The sequence below is a fragment of the Paraclostridium sp. MRS3W1 genome, from assembly GCF_032465715.1.
In the GTDB taxonomy this organism is placed as follows: domain Bacteria; phylum Bacillota; class Clostridia; order Peptostreptococcales; family Peptostreptococcaceae; genus Paraclostridium; species Paraclostridium dentum.
Map to the genome: position 1 here is coordinate 1 of NZ_JAWDJM010000147.1, position 25,772 is coordinate 25,772.

The 25,772-nt window shown below is 28.1% G+C and carries 21 protein-coding genes and 2 other annotated features; of the genes, 16 read left to right on the plus strand and 5 right to left on the minus strand.

Features of this window, described 5'->3' with window-relative positions; genetic code table 11:
* Positions 1-77: 77 nt before the first annotated feature.
* The 9 genes from RWY47_RS11620 to RWY47_RS11660 all read left to right on the plus strand — a co-directional run bounded on the left by RWY47_RS11620 (position 78) and on the right by RWY47_RS11660 (position 10,505).
* Entirely contained in the window at positions 78-2,255 is a 2,178-nt protein-coding gene (locus RWY47_RS11620) for a hypothetical protein (RefSeq protein WP_224170715.1), read from the plus strand.
* Positions 2,256-2,365: 110 nt separating this feature from the next.
* The gene (locus RWY47_RS11625; protein ID WP_021429119.1) at positions 2,366-2,779 is read left to right on the plus strand and encodes a SoxR reducing system RseC family protein; all 414 of its coding nucleotides are present in this window, start codon (positions 2,366-2,368) and stop codon (positions 2,777-2,779) included.
* A gap of 129 nt (positions 2,780-2,908) precedes the next feature.
* Positions 2,909-3,778, plus strand: coding sequence for a methionyl aminopeptidase (locus RWY47_RS11630; RefSeq protein WP_025161264.1), 870 nt, complete (start codon positions 2,909-2,911; stop codon positions 3,776-3,778).
* Positions 3,779-3,864: 86 nt separating this feature from the next.
* Positions 3,865-4,281, plus strand: a complete 417-nt coding sequence (locus RWY47_RS11635) for a hypothetical protein (RefSeq protein WP_150842547.1) — start codon at positions 3,865-3,867, stop codon at positions 4,279-4,281.
* 124 nt (positions 4,282-4,405) lie between these two features.
* Positions 4,406-5,044, plus strand: a complete 639-nt coding sequence (locus tag RWY47_RS11640) for a YitT family protein (RefSeq protein WP_025161997.1) — start codon at positions 4,406-4,408, stop codon at positions 5,042-5,044.
* Positions 5,045-5,157: 113 nt separating this feature from the next.
* Complete coding sequence (locus RWY47_RS11645) at positions 5,158-7,155, plus strand: penicillin-binding transpeptidase domain-containing protein (RefSeq protein ID WP_167402824.1); 1,998 nt, start codon at positions 5,158-5,160, stop codon at positions 7,153-7,155.
* Between the two features lie 89 nt (positions 7,156-7,244).
* A complete protein-coding gene (locus tag RWY47_RS11650) occupies positions 7,245-7,451 on the plus strand; it encodes a hypothetical protein (RefSeq protein ID WP_021428970.1) in 207 nt (68 codons plus the stop codon).
* 177 nt (positions 7,452-7,628) lie between these two features.
* A complete protein-coding gene (gene gap / locus RWY47_RS11655; RefSeq protein WP_021429144.1) occupies positions 7,629-8,666 on the plus strand; it encodes a type I glyceraldehyde-3-phosphate dehydrogenase in 1,038 nt (345 codons plus the stop codon).
* Between the two features lie 246 nt (positions 8,667-8,912).
* Positions 8,913-10,505, plus strand: coding sequence for a hypothetical protein (locus RWY47_RS11660; protein ID WP_025161999.1), 1,593 nt, complete (start codon positions 8,913-8,915; stop codon positions 10,503-10,505).
* Positions 10,506-10,526: 21 nt separating this feature from the next.
* Here the strand turns inward: RWY47_RS11660 and RWY47_RS11665 are convergent, their stop codons facing one another.
* Together RWY47_RS11665 and RWY47_RS11670 are read right to left on the minus strand one after the other, a co-directional pair.
* Positions 10,527-11,234, minus strand: a complete 708-nt coding sequence (locus tag RWY47_RS11665) for a hypothetical protein (RefSeq protein ID WP_150842549.1) — start codon at positions 11,232-11,234, stop codon at positions 10,527-10,529.
* 142 nt (positions 11,235-11,376) lie between these two features.
* Positions 11,377-12,465 carry an AI-2E family transporter gene (locus RWY47_RS11670; RefSeq protein ID WP_035117744.1) on the minus strand — a complete coding sequence of 363 codons (1,089 nt, stop codon included), beginning with the start codon at positions 12,463-12,465 and terminating at the stop codon, positions 11,377-11,379.
* Positions 12,466-12,603: 138 nt separating this feature from the next.
* Between RWY47_RS11670 and RWY47_RS11675 the strand changes: the two genes are divergently transcribed.
* From RWY47_RS11675 to RWY47_RS11690, 4 genes are read left to right on the plus strand one after another with little or no spacing between them, the layout of a single operon-like run.
* Positions 12,604-14,241: a S8 family serine peptidase gene (locus tag RWY47_RS11675; RefSeq protein ID WP_167402826.1), complete on the plus strand. Its 1,638-nt coding sequence runs from the start codon at positions 12,604-12,606 to the stop codon at positions 14,239-14,241.
* A 5-nt stretch (positions 14,242-14,246) separates the two neighbouring features.
* A complete protein-coding gene (locus tag RWY47_RS11680) occupies positions 14,247-15,917 on the plus strand; it encodes a S8 family peptidase (RefSeq protein ID WP_167402827.1) in 1,671 nt (556 codons plus the stop codon).
* 19 nt (positions 15,918-15,936) lie between these two features.
* On the plus strand, positions 15,937-17,610 hold the full coding sequence (gene cspC, locus RWY47_RS11685; protein WP_150842552.1) for a bile acid germinant receptor pseudoprotease CspC: 1,674 nt from the start codon (positions 15,937-15,939) through the stop codon (positions 17,608-17,610).
* Between the two features lie 60 nt (positions 17,611-17,670).
* On the plus strand, positions 17,671-17,865 hold the full coding sequence (locus RWY47_RS11690; protein ID WP_021432524.1) for a CDIF630_02480 family spore surface protein: 195 nt from the start codon (positions 17,671-17,673) through the stop codon (positions 17,863-17,865).
* Between the two features lie 48 nt (positions 17,866-17,913).
* Here RWY47_RS11690 and RWY47_RS11695 read toward each other — a convergent pair whose 3' ends face one another.
* Positions 17,914-18,309 carry a hypothetical protein gene (locus tag RWY47_RS11695; protein ID WP_224170718.1) on the minus strand — a complete coding sequence of 132 codons (396 nt, stop codon included), beginning with the start codon at positions 18,307-18,309 and terminating at the stop codon, positions 17,914-17,916.
* Between the two features lie 128 nt (positions 18,310-18,437).
* Positions 18,438-18,670 (plus strand) — a binding site (T-box leader).
* Positions 18,671-18,725: 55 nt separating this feature from the next.
* Between RWY47_RS11695 and asnS the strand changes: the two genes are divergently transcribed.
* Together asnS and RWY47_RS11705 are read left to right on the plus strand one after the other, a co-directional pair.
* Positions 18,726-20,126, plus strand: a complete 1,401-nt coding sequence (gene asnS / locus RWY47_RS11700; protein WP_150842554.1) for an asparagine--tRNA ligase — start codon at positions 18,726-18,728, stop codon at positions 20,124-20,126.
* Positions 20,127-20,346: 220 nt separating this feature from the next.
* The gene (locus tag RWY47_RS11705) at positions 20,347-20,922 is read left to right on the plus strand and encodes a DUF3867 domain-containing protein (RefSeq protein WP_025162006.1); all 576 of its coding nucleotides are present in this window, start codon (positions 20,347-20,349) and stop codon (positions 20,920-20,922) included.
* A gap of 31 nt (positions 20,923-20,953) precedes the next feature.
* Here the strand turns inward: RWY47_RS11705 and RWY47_RS11710 are convergent, their stop codons facing one another.
* Complete coding sequence (locus RWY47_RS11710; RefSeq protein ID WP_150842555.1) at positions 20,954-23,101, minus strand: YhgE/Pip domain-containing protein; 2,148 nt, start codon at positions 23,099-23,101, stop codon at positions 20,954-20,956.
* 233 nt (positions 23,102-23,334) lie between these two features.
* Positions 23,335-24,714, minus strand: coding sequence for a YjiH family protein (locus tag RWY47_RS11715; RefSeq protein ID WP_224170719.1), 1,380 nt, complete (start codon positions 24,712-24,714; stop codon positions 23,335-23,337).
* Positions 24,715-24,799: 85 nt separating this feature from the next.
* Positions 24,800-25,017 (minus strand) — a binding site (T-box leader).
* 175 nt (positions 25,018-25,192) lie between these two features.
* On the opposite strand from RWY47_RS11715, the gene RWY47_RS11720 reads away from it, so the two are divergent.
* The coding region (locus tag RWY47_RS11720; protein WP_316030339.1) for a hypothetical protein at positions 25,193-25,772 on the plus strand (580 nt) is incomplete at its 3' end.

Below are 25,772 nucleotides of genomic sequence, written 5' to 3' on the forward strand. Positions count from 1 at the left end.
AAATTATGTAGAGAATAAAATAGTTTAAAGGCAAAATATACTTTATAATTAAATTATATATTTTGGAGGTGAAAAGAGTGAATTGTAAAATAAAGAAATTATTTTCAATAATTATTATATTAGCATGTATTATTCCAACGAATATATTTGCTGATAGTAAACATAAAACTATTGTTATAGATTTGAATAGAAGTAATTTATCTGACTTTTTAGAAATACCTACTCTAAAAAAAGAATTAGAAAATCATGGGTATATTGCTTTAATGAATATAAGAGGGGATCAAGGAACCGGTGACAATAGAGCTTATGCAAGTATTGGAGCTGGAGGAAGAGTTAATACATATGATAGCGATTTTTCAGGATTTAAAAATGTGGATAAAGACAATAGTGTAATTTATGAAAGTGCCACAGGGAAAAAGTCAAAAGGTGTAAATGATGTTAATATCAATTTATCTATAAATGACAATTTAGAAAAAGGTAAATATGGATCTACACTAGGAGCATTAGGGCAAGCCCTAAGTGATAATAAACTAAGCGTATCTGTGCTAGGAAATGCTGATATAGGAACAAAACCAGAGGAATTAAACAGAAATATTGCTGCAATGGCAATGGATAACTATGGTAGAGTAGATAGCGGTGATGTCGACAATATAAATAAAAAAGATGATAAGATGCCTTTTGGTATAAGTACAGATTATGAAAAGCTAAAAAAGGAAACAAAGAAATATTACAATGAAAGTGATACACTGTTTGTAGAGTTAGGGGATACATATAGATTAGATTTATATAAAAAGTATTTGAATGAAAAAACTTATCAAGATATGGAAGAACAAATACATAAAAATATAGATTCATATCTAAAAGAAGTTTTTAATCTTGCTGGAGAAAATGATAAAGTATACATAATAAGTGCATTTCCAAAAGATATAGACTATAAAAATCAAAGAAGGTTATCACCTGTTGTTAAATTCGATGGAAGTGATAAAGGATTATTAACATCAGCAACAACTAGAAGAAATGGTGTAATAGGAAATTCAGATATTGCAGCAAGCATACTTTCAGACTACAATTTGAAATCAGAAAAAATGGTAGGTAGAAAATTAGATAATATAAAAAATGATAAAAATATAGATTTTATAATGAATGAATACTCAAAAATTGTAAATATGGCTAGTGTTAGAAGTGGGATAATTCAATTTTTTGTAAACTTTGTATCTATAATACTTCTTTTAAGTATTATATTATTAACTTTTAGAAAAAAAATAAAAAATAAACTTTCAATGAAAACAGATAGATTATTTTATCTAGTTAAAGAGTTAAATAAGTTTGGAATAATAATGCCTGCAGCATTTTTATTAGGTCCCATTTTAAACTTAAATTCGAGGGTAGGTATATACACATCTATAGCTTTAATGGGAATGATTATTTATGCTATAGGAAAGTTAGCATTTAAAACAGATTTTAAGCAAATAGGATTTTACGCAACATTAACTATTATAGCTATTTTAGTTGATGCTGCATTTGGAACATATCTAATGCAAAATAGCGTAATGTCATATAATCCAATAGTAGGCGCTAGATACTATGGTATAGGAAATGAATACGAAGGTATTGTAATCGGATCTTCAATAGTAGCTATGACTGTTTTAATAATGGATAAAAAATTAAAAAAAATATTTGTTCCGATTATATCTGTTGTTATAGTGTTTATAAGTTCTACTCCAACAATGGGGGCAAATGTGGGGTCTGCTATATCTGCAACATTAGCATTAATATTATTTACAATGCTTGTATTTGATATAAAACTAGATATTAGAAAAATTATATTTGTGTTTATAGCAGTGGGGCTTGTAGTCTTTGGATTTGCAGCCATAGATATGCTTAGTGGATCAGAGTCTCATTTAGCACTGTTTATTAATCAGATATTAGTTGGTGGTCCAGCAGCTATAATAGAGACTTTTGGAAGAAAAATTTCTATGAACATGCAACTTATGCAAACTAGTTCATGGGTATATATAATATATATTGGAATTACAGGATTAATAATAAGTAAAATTTCTTGTAAAAAAGAATTTAAAGATATTATGAGTGAAGGTAGTTATATTAAAAAAGCCTTAATATCAATTGGAGCAGGTGCTGTAATAACATTTCTAGTAAATGACTCAGGTGTAGTTTCAGCAGCAACAACCATGTTATATATAATTATCCCGTTTTTAATACTTTTAATTAATAAAGTAGTTTTAAAAGAAAAATAAAAAAATAGCGTATTTTATACGCTATTTTTTTTTATCAAGTAACAACTTAGACTAATAAATCATAAATTATAATAAATGAAAAGCACTAGGTAGAAAATGGGGGAGTTTTTATGAAAAAGCAGAAATTAGGAACAGTTATGTACTCAAATGAAAATAGTGCTAAAGTTAAAATTGAACCTAGCAAAAAACGCTTAAACCTTATAAATTACCAAGGAAATAAAGATAATATAATAACTGCAAACAATTATATAGGTGCTAAGCCAGGGCAATGTGTTTGCATAGAATTTAACAACATAAAATCTTTTAAGTTAATTTATATATTGTATATACAGCCAATAATATTTGCTTTGTTAGGATTATTAATTGGATTTTATATGGCGATAGTAATAAAACAACCTAGCTTATTATATGAAGTAACATTTTCTTGTATTGTATGTACTATAGCTATAATATACAAAGATTATTACAAAGAAAAAAATAAAGACGAAATAAATATAAAACCTGATATAATAAAAATTTTATAAATGATATTAAAAAGAGATATTCCATACTTAGTTTGGTAAAGCTATGTGGAGGTCTCTTTTTTAAATTTATTAGCATTTATTAACATGACGTAGTATAATTTAATATAGAATAAGTAAGGAGATGATTTAATGAATTTAAATAGAAATGATGAGTGTTGGTGCAAAAGTGGCAAAAAATATAAAAAGTGTCACATGGAATTTGATATGAAGTTGGAAGATTTAAAAAGAGCAGGAAATGAAGTTCCAACACATGATATTATAAAAAATAAAGATCAAATAGAAAAGATAAAAGAAAGTGCAAGAATAAATAATGAAGTATTAGATTTAGTAGGAGAAAAGATCAAAGCAGGTATGACTACTGAAGATATAAATAAAATAGTACATGAATATACAGTATCTCAAGGAGCAATTCCAGCTCCACTAGGATATGGAGGTTTTCCCAAAAGTGTTTGTACATCTATAAACTCTGAAATTTGCCATGGGATACCTAGTGAAGATGTTGTATTAAAAGATGGAGATATAATAAATGTAGATGTATCAACTATATACAATGGATATTTTTCAGATGCATCAAGAATGTTTATGATAGGAAATGTGAGTGAAAAAGCTAAAAAATTGGTTGAAGTTACAAAAGAATGTTTAGAAAAGGGAATTGAGGCTGTAAAGCCATGGGGACATATAGGAGATATAGGTTTTGCTATTCAACAGCATGCTGAAAAAAATGGATATTCTGTTGTTAGAGATTTTGGAGGTCATGGGATTGGATTAAGTTTCCACGAAGACCCATTTGTGTTCCACTATGGATCAAAAGGAGAAGGAATGGTATTAGCTCCGGGTATGATATTTACTATAGAGCCTATGATAAATGAAGGTGGATATGATTTATACATAGATGCTGATAATGAGTGGACTGCATATACGGATGATGGTTCTTTATCTGCTCAGTGGGAGCATATGATTTTAGTAACAGAAGATGGAGTAGAGATAATAGCGAAGTAAAGGAAAAGTAAGTAATAATTAACTAATAAAACTAATAAATCATGCATATTTATAGTATTATAAAGTTACTTTCAAAGAGGTGATTTATGACAAGAGATCAAAGTAAAGTAACCAATAATACTATTTCTAATAATGCTACTACTGCTAATAAGCAAAAGATTAAATGCAAGAACACCAAGAAAAATGTTGGTTTGTCTAGATATACATATGCAGATTATGTTATTTTATCGTCTACGATAGCCTATGCTATAGGGGAAGAGTTAAGTGATGAAGATTTAGCACTTCTAATAGTATTTTTGAGTCAAGTGTCGGCAGATTTAGCATTGATAAGAACTAAAAGAGCTATAGAGCTATCCCAATCTGGTGCAAATCAAGTTGAAGAATCAGATGTTTTAGATGTACTAGATGTAGAAGATACATTAGATGATATTCCAATACTGGTTAGAAATAAAACTAAAAGAAAAAATATAAAAAAAACAAAAGTAAAGAAAAAAAAGACTTAATAAATTAAAATTAAGTCTTTTTTATATTAAATTATAGATAAAAATTAAAAAATCAGTGAATTATATTCAATAAATATATATAATTAAATAAGGGGAACTTAAAAAAATTAACAGGAGTGATATTTTGCGGTCAGAGTTAAAAAAAGTGGCAACTATTATGATAGGAGCTACAATATTGGCATTTGGAAGTTACAACTTTAATTACCAAAATAGTGTTACAGAAGGTGGGGTTTTAGGATTATTATTACTAATCAAAAATGTTTTTGATATATCTCCATCTTTAACTAGTTTAGTTATTGATTTATCTTTATTTGCATTAGGAACAAAGTTTTTTGGTAAGAAATTTTTACTATACTCAATGCTTTCAACATTTACATTTTCAACTATGTACAATACATTTGAGAGAATTGGATTTTTAGTACCAAACCTTGAACACAATATGCTACTAGCAAGTATATTAGCAGGAATAGGAGTGGGAATAGGCGTAGGACTTGTTGTAAGAGGTGGTGGAGCCTCGGGTGGCGATGATGTAATAGCACTTATAGGCAATAAATTTACACCACTGAAAGTTAATCATATATATTTGATAAGTGATGGTATAGTTTTATTTTTGTCATTAGTTTATTTAGATTTTAAACAGATAGTATTTTCGTTAATAGCAGTTACTATAAGTGGGAAAATAATAAGTATTATATACAATGATGAAGATCAAGATGAAGATAGTGATAAAGAAGATGAACAAGAAGAAACTATATTAGTTTAGAAAAAATAAGCACTTATTAATAAGTGCTTATTTTTTGCTATTTAGGGTATATTTAAGTGTGGGCATAATATTAAATGCAAAATATGACAATTCAAAAGAACGGGGGAAAAATATTGAAGAAATTTAAATTAATAACTGTAAGTTTAATAATAATGTTAGGTACAATATTTATTGTGGGGTGTAGTTCAAAATCAAAAATTGAAAGTGCAATGGATGAGTATAATAAATCTTGGCAAAATCAAGATTTTGAAAAAATGTATACTATGCTTTCAGAAAAATCTCAAAAAAATATAAGTAAAGAAGATTTTGTACAAACATATACAGATATATATACTCGTATAAAAGCTAAAAATATTAAAATTTCTAAATCAGATCAAGCATTAGAAGAAGGCAAAGATGCGTACTTAAATGTTAGTATGGATACACTTGGTGGGAAGATAGACTCATCAAAGATTAAAATAGATATGGTTAAGGAAGGTAAAGGGTATAAAGTTAATTGGGACTATGGATTAATACTTCCGGATTTAAAAAAAGAGGACAAAGTAGGAATAGATACTGATTCTTACAAAGGAAAAAGAGGTAGTATCTATGATAGAAATGGCAATTTAATTGCAGGAGAAGGACAGCTAAAACAAGTACAATTAGATTTAAAGAAATTTAAAGATGGAAGTGAAAGTAACAAAATTACTGATATGGCTAATATCTTAGATATAAGTCCTAGTTATATTGAAAATAAAATAAATTCAAATACAAACCCAGACCATGCTGTAGATATAGTAAGTTTATTAGAATCAGATAATGAAAAAATAGAAAAGTTACTTCAAATACCTGGAGTTCAAATAACAACAACTAAAAATGCTAGAGTGTATAATGGAGGAGAAGCCATAGGTAGTTTAATAGGGTACACTGGAAATATTACTCAAGAACAATTAAAAGACAAGAAGAATAAAGGTTATAACGAAAATAGTAAAATAGGTATAGGTGGAATAGAAGAAGTATATGAAGATAAACTAAGAGCAGAAGATGGGGGTTGTGTATACATATTAACTCCTGATGGGCAAAAGAAAGTTTTAGTTGAGAAGAAGGCAAAAAATGGAGAAGATGTAAAACTATCTATAGATCTTGATTTGCAAAAAAAAGTTTATGACGAAATGAAAGATGAAAAAGGAGCAAGTGTAGCTACAAATCCAAAAACTGGTGAAGTTCTAGCAATGGTAAGTTCACCTTCATTTGACCCAAATAGCTATATGACATACATAACGAAGAGTGAAAAGGCAAAATGGGAAGCTGATAATAATGCTCAATTACAGAGAAGATTTAAAACAGCATATTCACCTGGATCAACAATGAAGTTAGTAACTGCTACTATAGGTCTTGAAGATAAAAAAATAGACCCAGATGAAGCTGTTGATATTAAAGGGAAGACTTGGGAAGAATACGATGTTACTAGAGTTACAGACCCAGGAAAACCTGTAAATTTAAAAGACGCAACAGTTTATTCTGATAATATATATTTTGCAAAAGCTGCACTTAATATAGGTGGAAAAGATTTTGTTAATGGAGCTAAAAAGTTTGGAATTGGAGAAGATATTAAATTTGGATACCCTATAGAGAAATCACAAATATCTAATAGTGGAAAACTAGATAACAAATCATTATTAGCTGCAACAGGATATGGACAAGGAGAGGTTTTAACGACTCCTTTAAATATGACTATGATATACTCAAGCTTAGGAAATGATGGTAAGATAATGATGCCAAAATTAGATATAACAAAATCATCAGAGCCTAAGGTATATAAACAAGCTATAAACACAGAATATGTAGATAGACTTAAAGACTGTTTTTCAGCTGTAATAAATGACCCTAAAGGAACTGGTCACTCAGCTAAAATTGAGGGCATAAATATAGCTGGTAAAACAGGTACAGCTGAATTAAAAAAAGATAAGGATGATACAAACGCAAATGAAAATGGATGGTTTGCAGGTGTAGATACAGATGAAGGGAAACTTTCTATATCTATGATTATAGAAAATGTTAAAGGAAGAGGTGGTAGTGAAATACCTACTGTAAAAGTAAAAAATATTATGGAGTATTATCTAAAAAAATAAAATTAAAATAAAATAATCTATTTCTAGTGTAACTAGTGTATATAAAAACATATATATAAATATACACTACTTTCATAGGGGGAATAGATTTGAGAAGAAGATATGAAAGAATGCAAATTATATGCAAAGATTTATCAGAAGAAGCTTTTAAATCTTATGCTGGTAAAAAAGACTATAAACGAGCTATTCACTGTTATACAGTATTAGCTACGAGTATGGGTGTACCAGCAGATATTGCTAGCTTTGCAAATAACATGTTAGCTAGATTGAATAAAAAAATAGAAGAAAATATTTAAAAAAAGATTGCTTGATAAAAATCAAGCAATCTTTTTTAGTTGGTTTTTTTAGCAAAAGTGTTGACCTAAATAAAATAAAGTGTTATATATATAAGTGAGAAAAGTTAAAAACGTTACACTAAATAAACAAATAAAACATACTATAAATTAATATAAAAAAACTGGGAGGACTTTATTATGAAGACAAGAGTTGCAATAAATGGATTTGGAAGAATTGGAAGAATGGTTTTAAGAATAGTTGAGGAAAACGGTTTGGATGGGTTTGAAATAGTAGCTATAAATGCAAGAAGTGATGCTAAAACTTTAGCACATTTATTTACTTATGACTCTTCTTACGGAATATTTAGAGGAAAAGTAGAAACAGATGAAAAAGAAAATATAATTATAAATGGAAGAAAAATAAAAGTATTAAAAGAAAACGATCCTGAAAACTTACCATGGAAAGAATTAGGAGTAGATATAGTTATAGAGTCAACTGGGAAATTTACTAAAAAAGAGGATGCACAAAAGCATATAAATGCAGGAGCTAAAAAAGTAATAATTACTGCTCCAGGAAAAAATGAAGACAAGACTATAGTAATAGGTGTAAATGAAAATGAGTATGACAATAGTATACATCATATAATATCTAATGCTTCTTGTACTACAAACTGTATAGCTCCAGTAGTAAAAGTTTTAGATGCAGAGTTTGGAATAAACAAAGGGTTAATGACTACTATTCATGCTTATACTAATGATCAACAAATACTAGATAAAACACATAAAGATCTTAGAAGAGCAAGAAGCGCAGGTGTTTCTATGATACCAACAACAACAGGTGCAGCTAAAGCTGTAGCAAAAGTATTACCAGATTTAGAAGGTAAATTAAATGGATTTGCAGTAAGGGTTCCAAGTCCTAGTGTTTCTATGGTAGATTTAGTTTGTGAATTTAGTAGAGATGTAACAGTTGAAGAAGTAAACAGAGCTTTAGAAAATGCTGCTAAGAAGGAATTAGCTGGAGTATTAGGTTATTCAGACTTACCACTGGTATCTGTAGATTATAAACAAACTTCAGAGTCATCAATAGTAGATGGACTATCAACTATGGTTAATGATGGAAATCTAGTTAAAGTAGTAGCATGGTATGATAATGAATGGGGATACTCATGCAGAACTGTAGATCTAGTAGCATATGTTGCAAAAGAGCTTTTAGTAGCTAGCAAAGTTAGTGCATAGCTAAAATGAGCTTACAGAAGTTTTCTGTAAGCTTTTTTTTATGTTTAAACAAAGTAAATTGTTATCTCTCAGAGTTTTACTCAATCTAAATTTATGAATAAATGAAATTTATATCCTAAATAATAGCATAAAATATTTTTAAATAGTTTTAAAAATGTACATTATAGTATATAATTTTAATAAGAAATATCATATTAGAGGGCTACTTAATGAGGTAGTCCTTTAATTTAATAAGGAAGTGGATTAATGAATTTTTGGAGGGAGAAAAAAAATAAATTTTATTTTTGTAGTGTAGTTATTATAGCTATACTCATAGGCCAGTATTTTCTTTTCAAATATGGAATAGTAAGTCCACTAGTAAAAGGTGTAGAACTGCGGATAACTAAAGGTGAATATATTCAGAATATAGATGAATATGTAATAAAATTAGGCGATTCTATAAAAGTAAATAGTGGAGAATATATTGTTATACCACCATATGCATCAAAGCCTAATATTGGGTATAAAGCATCTGATTCCGATATTTTATCAATAAAAGGTGATACAATAACTGGTATAAAAGAAGGATACTCGGCAATTATGATTATGAAAGATAGTAGAGCTATAAGAAAAGCTACTATAAGGGTAGTAAACCCAAAAGTAGAAAATCTAGATGTATCTATAAATCAGTTAAAATATGTAGGAGATACTTCTCCTATAGATGTAAATGTAGACGTTGACTTTAAATTTAATGATAAAGAGCAATATACATATGAAATCTCTGATAAAAAAGTTTTAAAAATTGAAAATAACAAAGTTAAAGCTATTGGAGTTGGAAGTTCTACATTGAAAATAAAAGCTGGAGATAAAACTAAAGAGTACAAATTCAACATACAAGCTAAGGTTTCTAATTTATACAGTAACAATAATATAAATGTTCATATAAATGAAGAAAAAAGCTTAGGTGTAAAAGTAGAAACATACCCTAAAAATTTAGAACATCCTAAGGTTAATTATGAAATTGTTGGATTTAAGTTACCAATATCAACTGCAATTGAGGTTTCAAATGATGGAGTTGTAACAGGACTTAGAGAAGGTACTGAGAAGGTAAAAGTTACTTGTGGTGGAAAAAGTAAAATTATAACTGTAAACGTATTAAAAGAAAATACAGAATCTAAAAAAATTAAAAATTTAGAAGCTAGCTCTATAATAAATGGAGATAATTTAGAAATAAATCTGTCATGGGATTATTTAGATGATGTTCCAGAGTATGAAATATATCTTAAAAATAATTCTAAAGGAGAAAAAGATTTCAGCTTAATTAAATCAATAAAAGTAGAAAAAGATGAATTAGATAAAAATAAGAAGGTAAAAGCTTCTATTAGTGTAGACTTAAAAGGCATAGATAAACCAGATATAGATTTATATGTTGTAGGTAAATCTGATGGAGTATATACTCAACGAAGCGATACAATAAATATTAAAAAAGAACATCCAAGTGCAGAAAATATTCAAGATTACAAAGTTGAAAATTTAGAAGGAACTATTTCTGATGATGGTAATATAAATCTTTCATGGGATAAGTTAGAAAACTTTGATTGTACATATAGTATATATGTACGAAATAATATAACTTCACCAAATGGAGGGTTTGAGTTATATCAACATGGAGTAAGTGAGAATAATATAACTATTCCAGTCAATTTATTAGAAGATATAAATATGGATGTATATATTGTTGCAAATTCATCCCAAGGATCTAGTAAAAGCAGTGATGTTTTAAATTTAGAAAAAAAGAAAACTGAAATTGAAGTTGAAAAGCCAATTTTACAAATAAAAAATCCTGAGAGTACATTTTAAAATGTATTCTCAGGATTTTTATTATCTTATTTTTTCTAAGTATCCACTTGGATGGAAGTAGTAGATACTAGATGTATTTTTATCTACAAAATATCCTAAATCAGTATCTACATTAGGTAAAAATACATATCCAGAAAGACCTTTATCCTTTAAAACAGGGAATGTATTTTCATCACCTTGATAAGCATAAACTAAATTTGGATTCATATTTAATAGTAAATTTAAAGCATCATCTTTGCTTAAAGTTTTTGCTACGTTAGTGTTTTCGTTTTTGTTAACTTCATCAGATTTATTATTTTCAACATCTTTATTAGAATCATCAGGTTTAACAACGTCTTGATCTTTGTTAGCTTCAGTATTACTAGAAGCATTATTTTTTACAACATCATCTTTTTTATTAGTTTCATTAGATTTAGAAACTTCTTTCTTAGTTGAATCTACTGCATTAGAAACTTCTTTTTTAGATTCTAAATAAGAGTTTTTGTTGTTAGTAGAAGTACTAACTTCTTTAGCTGTGATATCTTTATTAGAATCACTATTATCTATATTAGATACAGTATTAGTTTCTAATGTTTTATTATTTCTATTTTCTTCGACGACTGGCTTTTCAGCCTTTGTGACTTCGTTACTAGGTTTTGAATCATTATTTGCAAATGAAGATTTTAAAATTGGATTAGTAACAAATAATACACTACAGAAAACAAATAAAACAATAACTAATTTTTTCATATCATTACCTCTTTTCAAATATATATGTTATCTTCTATACATAAATATTACCATAAATCAATTGTATTATAACAGTTACATACTTGTTACTTGAGGTTACTAAATTGTAATTAAAAAAATGTTTAAAAAGTATAATTATTTACTATAATGTAGAATTATATTTATGGTTTATAAAGTTAACTAAATAGATCTTTAAAACACCCATTAAAGGTGCAGAAAGAATCATACCTGGGATACCAAAAAAACCACCACCTACTGTAACAGCTAAAATTGTGAAAAATGGACTAAGACCTAGTTGTCCACCTACTATTTTAGGTTCTATAAATGCAATTTCAACTTGTTGAACAAGAATTAAGTATACTAATGAAAATAATGCAACACTAGGATTATAAAATAAATTGATTAAAACAACAGGGGTCATACCTATTACAGGACCAAAATATGGAATCATGTTCATAAAACCTATTAAAGTTCCAAATAATAGAGCGTATGGAGATCCTATAAGATAAAGTCCAACTCCAGATATAACTCCCACTATAAATGAATCTAAAATTTTACCAGCGAAGTACTTTCCTATATTTTCGTTTAAGCTGTTTCCTACTTCTAAAATAAACGATGTTCTTTTTTCGCCTATTAGTACATGCATCGTTTTTTTTGAAAATGAAATAAAGCTCTCTTTTTCTAATATTATATAGAAACAAATTATAAAAGCTAATATAAACTGAACTATAAACTTAGAAATAGAAAAAGTTGTTGTAAATATATCACCTAAATATCCAATAAGTAGGTTACTTATTTGAGGCATAGCTGAAAATATTTTATCCACAACTTCTTTTAAAGTTTTAGGGTCAATATTTTTTAATTGGTCTCCAATTTCTATAAAGAAAGATTGTGTTTGCTTTGCATATATTGGAAATTGGCTAATAATATCAGCTAAACTATTTACGATGATAGGAGCTGTAAAAAATACAAATGAAATTATAATAAATATTAAAATTCCATAGGTTATAAATAAAGAATAAATTCTTTTTAGTTTTAATTTACGTTCTAAAAAATTTACAATAGGTGAAAATATGTAAGCTAAAATGAAAGCTATAATAAAAGGTGTCAGTAAAGACAATAACAGTTTCACTATATTGAAAAAGTACTTATAGTTGTCTATAAACTTGATAAATACATATGTTATTATAAGTGTTAAAACTAAATTAACGTTGATTTTACTACCTTTCAATGTGAATCATCCTTTCAATAAATTTTAAAATTAAAAATAAAGTAATATATCTATTATACAATAAAAGTAATATGAATATATATAGTAATGGAAATAAATTCTAAAATATAGAATTGAGGTCATCTTTTTAGGTAGGAGGTGTTTTTTATAAATTACGAAGTAATTGTTAAGTATAACGGAGATATATCTATAATAGAAAAAGAACTAGGTGTATCAGTAGAAATACTAGGGTATAACTATGCAATAATAAGCACTGAAAGTCCTGATAAAATTGATTTACTCTTGAATTATCCACAAATAGAATATTTAGAAAAACCATTTATATTAACGACTCAAGATGTACAAAGTTTCTCTAGAACTGGAATTACAAGATTTAAAAGTACTAATAGATTAACAGGTAGGGGAACTATTATAGGAATTATAGATTCAGGTATAGATTACAATATAAATTTATTTAAGGATTCAAACGGAAATTCAAAAATACTTTATTATTGGGACCAATCAATTCAAGGAAATCCGCCAGAAGGATTTCAATATGGAACCTTATATACAAATGAAGATATAAATAAAGCAATTAAAAGAGAATCAAATATACCTATATCTACGACTAGTACTCATGGCACTCATGTAGCAGGAATAGCATGTCAAATAGCTGAAGATGCCAATCTAATAGTAGTAAGAGTTGGAAGTGTATCGACAGATGTTTTTTCAAAAAGTACTGAATTTATGAGAGCTATTAAATTTATTCTGGATAAAGCATTGGAGCTAAACATGCCAGTAGCTATAAATATAAGTTACGGCAGTAATGAAGGGTCACACAGAGGATTATCCCTATTTGAACAATACATTGATGATATGTCTGCATTTTGGAAAAATAATATAGTTGTAGCAGCTGGAAATAATGGAGATAAAGATGGTCATAAAAATATAAAATTAGGAAGCGAAGTTGAGGAAGTTGAATTTGTAGTTGGAGAAAATGAAAGAATATTAAATATAAATATATGGCCGCAATTTATTGATGATTTTAGTGTTTATATAGTTAGTCCATCAAATGTAAAAAGTCAAGAAATATCTTTAACATCAGGAGAAATAAGAAATGTATTAGGCAGCACTAGGATAAAAGGATATTTTTATCCTATAGCTCCATATTCTTTATCAAGAAGATTATCAATACAGCTAAGTTCTCCAACATCTATAAACCCAGGTATATGGAAATTAGTGTTTACACCTATAAATATAGTTATGGGCGATATAAGTATATATTTACCGACATCGGAAGGCATAAGTAAGGATACACGTTTTCTAGAAGCTAATAAAAATCTAACAGTAACAGTACCGGGTACAGCTAATAAAGTTATAACAGTAGGTAGCTTTAATTCAACTACAGATACAGTATCTATTTTTTCTGGAGAAGGTGATATAAGTCAAAGTGTATATAAACCAGATTTATTAGCACCAGGAGAAAATATTTTATCGGTACTTCCCGGTGGAAGCATAGGGGCATTAACTGGAACAAGTATGGCAACTCCACATGTTACTGGAGTGGTATCTTTATTAATGCAATGGGGGATAGTAGATAAAAATGATTTATTCTTTTATTCACAAAAAATAAAGGCATTTTTATTAAAAGAAGCAAAAAGAAATCCACTTTATACATATCCAAATGATTCTATGGGATTTGGTTTTTTAGACTTGACAAATGTAAGATTGGAGAGTTTTTCCGATATAAATAAAGGATATGACTTATCTTATAGAAAAAAGAAAAAAAAAACTTAAAAAACATGAATAGATTAGAACTTCCGCTTGATTTAGCATTTAGATATCACGTAATACATGGACCTAACTTTGAAGAAGATCTTAAAGCAACTGGATTATTATACACTTACTATGAAATAAGTGATACAGAGGGTGTATTGACATTACCTATAAGAGACCCAAATAGATATAACAAATTATTAAAAATACAGTCCTTAAAAATTCTTAATTCAAGTATTGTTATGAATCAATTAGGTACAATAAGCAGAGATACTAGCAATGGAGTGGTTGCCAAAGAAGAGATAGGAGCTAACTTTTTACAAAATAACTCAAATATGCCTATTACTGGAAGAGGTGTATTAGTTGCAATAATAGATTCTGGTATAGATTATTTACATGAAGATTTTATATACCCTGATAAAACATCAAAAATAGCATATATATGGGACCAAACCATAGATGGAAAGCCTCCAGCAGGTTATACAATAGGAACTGAATATACAAAAGAAGATATAAATAGAGCTATTCAAGCTAATGATAAAAGCCTAACTAAAGATGAATCAGGGCATGGAACTATGTTAAGTGGAATTTGTGCAGGACTTGGAAATATAAATAAGCAATATTCGGGAGTTGCTCCAGATTCAGAACTAATAGTTGTAAAATTAAAAAAAATTTATGGAAACTATGATAGTTCCTTTTTTCAAGCAGGAATAAGATATGCATATTTAAAAGCGATAGAATTAAAAAAACCAATAGTTATAAATTTATCGCTCGGAAGTAACAGCTTAATAGGAGCAACACAAAAAGTTTTAAAAGAGGAGCCTACATTTACAAAAGGGGTGTGCATAGTTTCTGCAGTTGGAAATGAAGGAAATACTCAAACACACTCAACGGGAAAAATTAATTTTGTAGGTCAACAAAAAGATATTGAGTTAGAAATTTTTGAAGATGAAAGTCTTTTAGAAATAAATATTTGGATAAATAAACCAGATAAAATAAGTGCCTCAATTGTAGCACCTAGTGGAGAGCAAAGTAAATATATAAAAGTAGCTAATTACAATGAGGTAACAGGCTTATTTGACTTAGAAGCTACTTGGTATGTAATAACATATATATATCCAACAAAATATTCAGGGCAAGAACAAATAACAGTACTTCTTAAAAATGCAACAAAAGGTATATGGAAGATAAGGTTAAGAGGAGAGTATATCACAAATGGGGTTTATCATGCTTATTTGCCAAATCGGGCTATAATAAACCCTGGAACTAAGTTTAGAGATTCTACATCCTCATATACTATTAACTATCCCTCTACTTATGGAGATGTTATTGGAACAGGCGCATTTAATTTGTTAGAAAATAGCATCTGGCCTTCATCGTCGAGAGGACCAACAATAAACGGTCTAGGAAGGCCAGATATAGTAGCTCCTGGAGTGAATATAATATCAACATATCCTGGGAATAGTTATGCGACAATTACAGGAACAGCAGCTTCTGGGGCTTATTTAGCAGGAGCAGTTATTCTATATTTACAATATGCAGTAGTAGATAATTATTATCCGTTAAAAGGTTTTACAAATATGATAAGGACTTACATTCAGGCAGGAGCAAAACGAAATTCAGAAATAGTATATCCAAATGATATTTATGGATATGGACTTTTAGATATTAGAGGTGCCTTCGACCAATTAAAATAAAAAAGGAGGGGATTTTATTTTGGAAAAATCCTACCTTATAATTTATCAAGGTGATATTCAATCAGATTTAAAAAAAGCAGGAATAGAAAAATTTATGGTATTGAATAATAATCTTGTGGTAATATACGTTCCAATTGAATTTAGGGAAGAAAATTTAAATAGAATCCCAAGTATCACTTGGTGGCAAATTTCAGTTCCAATGAGTTCATTAACTGAAATTACTAATAACATGGAGCAAGGGGTTACAGTTTCAGATGCGGTTGGAACAGATTATATATATAAAAACCCATATATACAATCAACTGGAAAAAATGTTTTAATTGCAATAATAGATTCTGGAATAGATTATTTACACCCAGATTTTATTGAGGATAATAAAACAAAAATCGTGTCTATATGGGACCAAGAAAGTGATAAAAAAAAGCCTCCGGATGGATTGATATTTGGAAGTGAATTTACAAGGGACGATATAAATAAAGCTATAGAAGAAAAAGATAAAACATTAAGTGAAGATATTATAGGAACAGGGACTACAGCAGCAGGCATAGCAGCTGGAAGAGGAAATTTAAATTCTCAGTATAAAGGAGTAGCTATTGATAGTGAATTAGTAGTCGTTAAATTAAGAGAGTATAAAGATACTTATAAAAAAGGAAAAATAAATTACCAAAAATCAGATTTTTTAGCAGCTATAAGATATGTATTAGATGTGGCAAAGAAAGAAAATAAGAATATGATAATAAACTTGACTATAGGATTAATTTCTAAATCCATAGTTGAGTCAACTATGCTATCTACGTTTAATGAATTGTTAGAGCCGGGAATTGTTGTAGTGAGTGGAGCTGGAAATGAAGGTAATACTGATATTCATTACAGAGGTAAGGTAAAGGATAGAAATAAGATTGATGATATCGTAATACAAGTAGGAGAACAGACGAACTTAGATATAACACTAGTACTAAATGGACCTGATAAAATTGGAGCAACATTAATATCACCATCTGGAGAAATGAGTTATAAAATTATGTATACTCCAGAGTACTATGTGTATCAAGGTAAATTTAATTTAGAAAATACGGATTATGAGATGAGGTTTTCTTATCCTTGGTTAGAGTCAGGGAATGAAGAATTGACAATTAGTTTATATAATATAAAACCAGGCATATGGACACTTAGATTGATTCCAGAATTTATAATAGATGGAAACTACGATGTTTATTTACCAAATAAAAATATAATTTCCAATGAAACAAGATTTTCAGATCCGGCATCAGAAGCTACTATAACTATGTATGCTGCATCTGAAAATGTAATAACTATAGGAACCTATAATGATAAAACAGATAGTATTTGGATTGGATCTTCGAAAGGGCCTGTAAAATTAAGTCTTATTAAACCAGATATAGTTGCTCCTGGAGTTGATATAATATCAACTTATATAAATAGTTCATACAATACATCTATTGGTACTGGAGTCAGCGCTTCTATAGTAAGTGGAGTATTGGCAATTATATTTGAATATATAATTTCAGAGTATGAGTTTGCCAAAGAATTATTGTCAGTTCAGCCTTTGAAAACGTATTTAATGTTGGGGGCTACTAAAAAAGATATATATACATATCCAAATATAACTCAAGGATATGGAATATTAAATTTAAAAAATACTATAGTGGAAATTGCAAATAACTTCGAATAAGATGAATTTTATATATCATAATGTAAAAACTAATTACAAAATGAAAAAGAGGTGATTAGTATGACAAATGAAAAAAGCAAACCACTAAATGGAGAAGGGAACAAAAGATTAAAAGCTCATAGACCTGTAAAAAATGAATATACAGCAGCATGGGCAGGAACTAAAGAGTTAAAAGAGAATAGTAATGTATCTATACCATCATTAAATAATGTTGAAGAAGCTAAGGATTGGGTAGATAACGGAAGTAAATTATAATAAAAAACGCTACTTAATTTAAATTAAGTAGCGTTTTCTATTCGCTTTTTACTCACTAGGTACTAGTATATATTCACCTGACTTTATATTATAATCACTAGAAATAATATCTATATTTTCTTTGTAAACAACTTTTCTAAAATCATCAATGTCTTCTATATTGGTATTGTAAGATTTTATTATATCATCTATAGTTTCACCTGAGTTGACCAAGTGCTTTACTAAGTGACGCCCATCCATAACCTTCTTATAGGCTTTGGTATAAGAAAGTTCAGTTAAATCACTAAAAGCAGGCACATTTTCAGATAAATAATTTACAGAAGTATCTAAACAAGTTATATAATTATATATAGCTTCTTTGAAAACTTGAGACAAAGATGTGCAATCATCAACCACAGGGCCTATGAATAGCAATACAACTATAATTAATAATACATATTTCATATAAAACACCCTCCTAAATAGGAGTATTATAAAATTTGTGAAAAATATACAAATTTTATGAAAAATAAAACATTGACTAGAAAAATATAAGTTGGTATAATCTTAGTAATAATTGAAATAATATAAAAATAAAGACAGTGAAGAGAAGAGTAGGTATAAAATGTAGTTACAGCGATTTGAGGATGGTGAAAGCTCAATACGAAGTTTATATTGAAGAACATCTCGGAGTCTCTAACCGAAATTTAAGAAAGTAGGCTTAGACGGAAGGTCCCGTTATAGACCATAAGCAATGCTTAGCTAAGAGGCCATTTTTATGGCAACTAGGGTGGTACCGCGATAGTAATAGTCTTTCGTCCCTTTATTTGGGATGAAGGGCTTTTTTTAATATTTAAATTTAATTTTTAGGAGGACATAAAATGCAAAGAGATTTTATAGAAATTAAAGATCTTTACAGAAACAAAGAAGAATATATCGGTAAAAGTATAAAAGTAGCTGGATGGATAAGAACATCTAGAGCGTCTAAGAATTTCGGATTTATAGAATTAAATGACGGAAGTTTCTTCAAAAACATGCAAGTAGTAATATCAGATGAGAAGTTAGAAAACTTCAAAGAAATAACTAAGCTTCCAATAAGTTCATCAATACTAGTTGAAGGTGAGCTTGTATCAACAGAAGGGGCAAAGCAACCTGTAGAAATACATGCAACTAATATTGAACTAGAAGGAGAATCAGATAGTTCATACCCATTACAAAAGAAAAGACATACTTTAGAATATTTAAGAACTATAGCTCACTTAAGACCTAGAAGTAATACTTTTTCAGCAGTGTTCAGAGTAAGAAGTTTAGCAGCTTATGCTATACACAAGTTCTTCCAAGATAGAAACTTCGTATATGCACATTCACCAATTATAACAGGAAGTGACTGTGAAGGTGCTGGAGAAATGTTTAGAATAACAACTATGGATTTAAATAATATACCTAAAACTGAAGAAGGTGCAATCGATTACTCTAACGACTTCTTTGGAAAAGAAGCTAACCTAACAGTTAGTGGACAATTAAATGCTGAAATAATGGCACTTGCATTTAGAAATGTTTATACATTTGGACCAACATTTAGAGCAGAAAATTCATTCACACAAAGACATGCATCAGAGTTTTGGATGATAGAGCCTGAAATAGCATTTGCTGACTTAGAAGATAACATGGAACTTGCAGAAGACATGATAAAATATGTTATAAGCTATGTTATGGAACATGCTCCAGAAGAAATGGAATTCTTCAATAGTTTCATAGATAAAGGATTAATAGAAAGATTAAACAATGTAGTAAACTCTGAATTTACTAGAATAACATATACTAAAGCTGTAGAAATGTTACAAGAATCAGGTCATGAGTTTGAATATCCAGTTCAATGGGGAGATGATCTTCAAACAGAGCATGAAAGATACTTAACAGAACAAGTATTTAAAGCTCCTGTATTTGTTACAGATTATCCAAAAGACATAAAAGCATTCTACATGAGAATGAATGAAGATGGAAAAACTGTTAGAGCTATGGACCTTTTAGTTCCTGGTGTAGGAGAAATAGTTGGAGGATCTCAAAGAGAAGAGAGACATGATGTATTATTAGATAGAATAAAAGAAATGAATTTAAATGAAGAAGATTACTGGTGGTATTTAGAATTAAGAAAATATGGAACAGCTACTCACTCAGGATTTGGATTAGGATTTGAGAGAATAATAATGTATATGACTGGTATGGCAAACATAAGAGACGTAATACCATTCCCTAGAACTCCAAAAAATGCAGAATTCTAATTTTATTTAATATAACAAAATTTTATTATATACAAAAGCCCTTAGCTATTATCTAAGGGCTTTTAACATTTAAATTAAAATCAAAATATATGATAATATAGTAGTTTAATGGAAAATATAAATTAAATATAAGCTAAATTTCAATATGTAGACATTAAAACTTTATTAGAATATAATAGTAATAAGGTTAAAAGATAAAGGTTAATCAGGAGGTAAAGCGATGTCAGACGATAGAATAATTGATTTTAATGAATTAAAAAATAAAGTAAAAGATTCTGATGTAGATAAGTTTGAACAATATATATATACTCTTTATAATTCAGTAATGAATGGTAGTATGAGTATGGTGGAGTTTTCTAAAAAAATAATGGAATATATGAATGAAAATAACATATCTCAAGAAAAATTTATAAATATTCAAAAGAAATTTATGGAGAGATATGGAATGGACTCTTCTGAAATTGATGAGCAATTAAAGAACCTTGGTATAGATCCTAAAAATATAGATTTAAGTAATATGGATAATGTCAATTTTGAGGAAATAAAAAAAAGTATAGGGTTTTACGAAAAATATAATTATAAGATAAAACCAAAAGCTTCTGTAGAAACATATATAAAAAATGATCATAATGATATAAGAATTATATTTGATCAAGAACAAGTTACTTTAATAAGTCAAGGCAAGATAAACCTTGTTGATGCAGAGCTTAATGAACTTTTACTATCATACAAAAATTCACTAGATAAGACTATAAATATAACTATGTGTGAAAACATAACAGAATATGATTATTAAAAAAGAGATAGGAATTATCCTATCTCTTTTTTTAATGTTCAGAAAGACCACTCTCACTGAATTTTTCATTAAATTTATGATAAATTTTGTTTATAGGTTTTTTAAGCGGTAATGCAATTATAAGAGAAATTGCTATATAGAATGTTAGAATAGCTAAATCTCTATATAATACAGGAGTATAAACCCCACCAACAGATTCTCTTAACATAGAAATTGAATAAGTAAATGGTAGATATGGATTTACCATTTGGAAAAACTTAGGTGTAACTTCTATTGGGAATGTACCACCTGAACCAGCTACTTGTATAACTAAAAGTATAATTCCCATAGCTTTACCCATATTACCGAATACAGAAAGTAGAGAATAAACAATAGCTGTAAATACTATACTTGTAAATACAGAACCTAATACTAGTAGAACTGGATCTACAGGTTTTACACCAAGTACATAAATGTCTCCTAGACTTACTATTAATGCTTGGACTATTGCAATTGATACAAATGTAAGACCTCTACCAAAATAAACCTCATAAGATTTATAGTTTCCATGAACCTCAGCAGATAAAAGTGAAGATAATAAAAGTAATCCAACCCATAATGATAATACTGTATAGAATGGAGTCATAGCTGATCCATAATTTTCTATTGGATATAATTTATTTTCTTTAACCGTAACAGGTTCTTTTAAGAAGTTCTTTTTAGATACTATATCATTTTTAAGTAACTTAACTAAATCATTAAGATTTTCTTCATCATTTACCTTTTTAACTGCATCAGTAAGTTCATTAACCATACTTTCAACTTTAGGTAATTTTTCTTTAGCGTAGTTAATTCCTTCAAGACCTTTATCTGATAACTTAAGTGTAGTATTTAGTATATCTTCAGCCTGAGGAAGCTTATCTTCAGCTTCTTGAAGTGTTTTTATAACATCATCGCTAACAGAATATCCTTTTTCAAATATATCATTTATAGGGCCTGAAACTTTACCATCAAAATTATTATATAATGAAGATGTAATTGACTGTATATCAGATCCTATTTTTAAGACATTACCTAAAACATCATCAGCAGGTGTCTGTCCACTTTGAATTTGACTCTTTATTGAACTTAACGAATTCATACCTTGAGTTAATTTTGAATCTAAATCCTTTAATCTATTTATAGTATCAGTTAAAGGATGGTTTTGAGTAAGGTTATTTAATTTAGTTAAAAACTCTAAAACAGAATTATTTATAGTTGCTAAATTATGTAACTTACTTGATAGATTATCTATTAACATTAAAGCATCATCAGAACCATTCTTTATTGCATTATTAAGTGCATTTGCAGTATCCATAATAGAGTTAGATATATCATTCATTAAGCCTATATCATTTTTTATTATAGGAGCAACTTTATTTATACTATCTTGAGAACTCTTTAAAAACTTTTGAACATCAGCTGACAATCCTTGAGCTTGATTTATAGTATTTTTTATTAACGGTAAATCTTTTTGAATATCTTTAACTAAATCGGTAGCTTTAACAACACCATTAGATGCAAGATTTATTGTTTCGTTTAAATCTCCAAATTTACCTTGTACTTCAACTAAAGAGTTTTCAACATCGTTTAGTTTAGGAATTTGTCCTTCAAGTTCTATTCCTAATTCATTAGATACCTCAAATAAAACTTGACTTACTGTTTCAACTACAGTTTGATTTATTTGTAATTGTATAGTAGATGCTCCTTTATCCGTAATTTTTGGAGCAATAGCATTTATCTTCTCATTTACAGAGTAAATTAATTCACCTTTTTTAACATCAGATGATATCAGAGAAGTTAAATCTTTTGAGAAATTTGCAGGTATCTCAATAGATGCATAATACTTACCATCTTTAACACCTTTTAACGCATTGTCTTTATTAACGAATTTCCAACCTAAATCAGAGTTATCTTTTAGGTTTTTTACAAGTTCATCACCGATATTTATTTCTTTGTCCCTTACAGTAGTACCTTTATCGTTGTTTACAATAGCTACAGATATGTTACTAGTACTACCATATGGATCCCAAGATGCCTTTATATTAAACCATGCATATAAAGAAGGTAAAATACAAAGTGCGATTACAACTATAAGCATAGCATAATTTGTAAATATGTCTTTTAAATCTTTTTTGAATATATTAAGGATGTTTCTCAATATAATATTCACCTCCGAAAGTAAGAATTCTAACAAATTTAAATTATAATGTTTTTAGTCCAAATAGTCAATATTAAAATTAAAATATATTAAAAATTATACTTATATAGTAATTATAACCAAAGTAATCAAGTATATGACAAATAAAAAAAATACTTTGCTTATGTCGACATGATATTGATTAAAATTGAAATTAAAAAAGATGGTCTATTTGACCATCTAAGATTTTACTATTACTTTAATATTAACTTAGCTAATATCGTTATAATTGGTAAAGCTATTAAAGTTCTTGTCAAAAATATAATAAATAAATCTTTTAAATTTAATGGAATATCTGATTTTAATATAACTGCACCTGTTTCTGTTAAGTATAGAAGTTGCGTTATAGATAAAGCTCCTATTATAAATTTTGTTAATATATCAAAGTGAGCACCTGATACCATTATAGAAGGTAAAAACATATCAGCAAATCCAACTAATACAGCTGGAGCAGCTTCTACGGCATTAGGTATTTGAAGTAACTTAAGTAAAAATACTACAGGGAATGATATCCAAGTAAATATAGGTGTAAACTCAGCTACTATAAGTGCAATTGTTCCCCATGCCATTACAAGAGGAAGTAAAGCTAAATACATATCTATAACAGTTTTAAATCCATTTTTAATTATTAGATTTAATGAAGGTGCATTTTCAGCTCTATATAAAGCTTTAGATAAAGCAAATGAAAATACATTCTCATCTTCTGGAATAAGTTCTTCTTTTAAATGATCTACATTGTTATAAGTTTTATCTTTAATATGAGCTAAAGGGTATATACGAGGCATTATAATAGCACAGGCTAAAGAAGCAACACAAACACAACCGTAAAAAGGAACAAACAAGCTCATCAATCCTAACTGATCAGCTATGACTGTTGAGAAAGGTAAAGATACCAATGAAAAACAAACAGATATTATACACGCTTCTTTTGCAGTATAAAATCCTTGTTTATATTGAGTGTTTGTTATCATAATACCAAGAGTACCATCACCCAGCCAAGAAGATATAGCATCTACAGCAGAACGACCAGGAACTTTAAATATATTGTACATAAATTTAGAAATTAAAGTTCCTACAAAATCCATAAGACCAAAGTCTACAACTAAAGGTAATAAAAATCCAGAAACTAAGAAAATTGCTAAAAGACTAGGTAAAATTCCTAAAATTGTTTGTCCAGTAACTTCAGACTTAACGAATTCAGGACCAAATCCTAAAACCGTCATAGATACAAATATAGCACCTAATACTCTAAAAGATAACCAAAATAAAGGAACATCTAGTATGCTTTTAAGAAAATCATTTTTAATGTTTACAAATTTACTTAATATAGATAAAAGTGCTGATGAAACAATTACTATAAGTGCTATATAATCTAAATAATTAGAAAATGATATTTTTATTAATTCAGCTAAAAATCCAATTCCTATGTTTATTGAAGAAATTCCTTCAATTGTTACCATATTTCCATATGGAAGAGGTATTACAAATAATATTAATCCTAATAATGATGGGATTAAAAACTTAATAAAACTATTCGATGTAGGCTTGTTATAAAAGCTAATGTTGTTCTCCATAAAATAATATCTCCTTTTGAATTTTATATTAAAACGTCTTTATAAATGCATTTATTTTTAAATTAAAAAAGTCCCTTGGCAAAAGCCAAGAGACGAAAATTTTCCGCGGTACCACTCTGGTTGATAGAAATAAAAAATTATCCTATCCACTTAATCTCTTAAGGCGAGAAAACCTATAGTCATACTTAATTTCAAACTATATTCTCAAAAGCTCTCTTCACAATAAACTTCATTACTAGGCTCACACCAACCCTAGTTCGCTGAAAATCCATTTAGAGTTACTCTCTTTTTCACAGAATTTTTAATATTTATTTTATAACTATCGTAATAAAAAAAATGAATGTTGTCAATAAAAAAAATGAATTATTTAAAAATTTCCAAAATAGCAATAAAACAATGATAGAATTTTAACAACAGTTAAAGCATAATATATATTAAAATCTTAAGTAAGAAATAAAAAATAGTTGGGGGGATGTTCTTGTCTAATAATTATGAAAAAGCAATAGATTTATTCGAGAATGATGAATCTAAAGAGGCTAAAAAATATTTTTTAAAAGCATATGAAGAAGGATTTAAAAAGTCATTGTATTACTTGAGAAAAATTAGGAAAGAAGAGCATGAATGTAAAAAAATAGTAAAAAATTTAACATATGATAAAATAAAAAGTAAACTTGGATATGTAGTAGAAATACCAACTCATTTCATAAAGTTAAACACTATAGATGACAAATGTTTTGACACTATAACTATGGAAAAAGATGAGGATTTTGATTTTTATAATATAAAAACACATGGATTTTTAATAGAAATTCCAGATGGTTGTATTGATTTAGTTTCTGTTGATTCTGTTATAAAAAACATGTCAAATATAGATGAGATTAGAAATTATAAAAATGGAAAAATAATAGTAAGTAAGTCTATTCAAGGAACTATAAACTACACTTTAATTACTTCTGGAAATAAGGGGATATATGAATTTAAAATAGATGTGGATGAATTTTTAGTTGATGAATATAGCGATGTAATAGATTCTATTTTTGATAGCTTCTATATAATCT

Excerpts from the sequence above, each read along its gene's own strand:
- gap (WP_021429144.1), top strand. The coding sequence starts at position 7,629 with ATGAAGACAAGAGTTGCAATAAATGGATTTGGAAGAATTGGAAGAATG.
- RWY47_RS11660 (WP_025161999.1), top strand. The coding sequence starts at position 8,913 with ATGAATTTTTGGAGGGAGAAAAAAAATAAATTTTATTTTTGTAGTGTA.
- RWY47_RS11665 (WP_150842549.1), bottom strand. The coding sequence starts at position 11,234 with ATGAAAAAATTAGTTATTGTTTTATTTGTTTTCTGTAGTGTATTATTT.
- RWY47_RS11635 (WP_150842547.1), top strand. The coding sequence starts at position 3,865 with ATGACAAGAGATCAAAGTAAAGTAACCAATAATACTATTTCTAATAAT.
- RWY47_RS11630 (WP_025161264.1), top strand. The coding sequence starts at position 2,909 with ATGAATTTAAATAGAAATGATGAGTGTTGGTGCAAAAGTGGCAAAAAA.
- RWY47_RS11705 (WP_025162006.1), top strand. The coding sequence starts at position 20,347 with ATGTCAGACGATAGAATAATTGATTTTAATGAATTAAAAAATAAAGTA.
- RWY47_RS11690 (WP_021432524.1), top strand. The coding sequence starts at position 17,671 with ATGACAAATGAAAAAAGCAAACCACTAAATGGAGAAGGGAACAAAAGA.
- asnS (WP_150842554.1), top strand. The coding sequence starts at position 18,726 with ATGCAAAGAGATTTTATAGAAATTAAAGATCTTTACAGAAACAAAGAA.
- RWY47_RS11715 (WP_224170719.1), bottom strand. The coding sequence starts at position 24,714 with ATGGAGAACAACATTAGCTTTTATAACAAGCCTACATCGAATAGTTTT.
- RWY47_RS11695 (WP_224170718.1), bottom strand. The coding sequence starts at position 18,309 with ATGAAATATGTATTATTAATTATAGTTGTATTGCTATTCATAGGCCCT.
- RWY47_RS11625 (WP_021429119.1), top strand. The coding sequence starts at position 2,366 with ATGAAAAAGCAGAAATTAGGAACAGTTATGTACTCAAATGAAAATAGT.
- RWY47_RS11680 (WP_167402827.1), top strand. The coding sequence starts at position 14,247 with ATGAATAGATTAGAACTTCCGCTTGATTTAGCATTTAGATATCACGTA.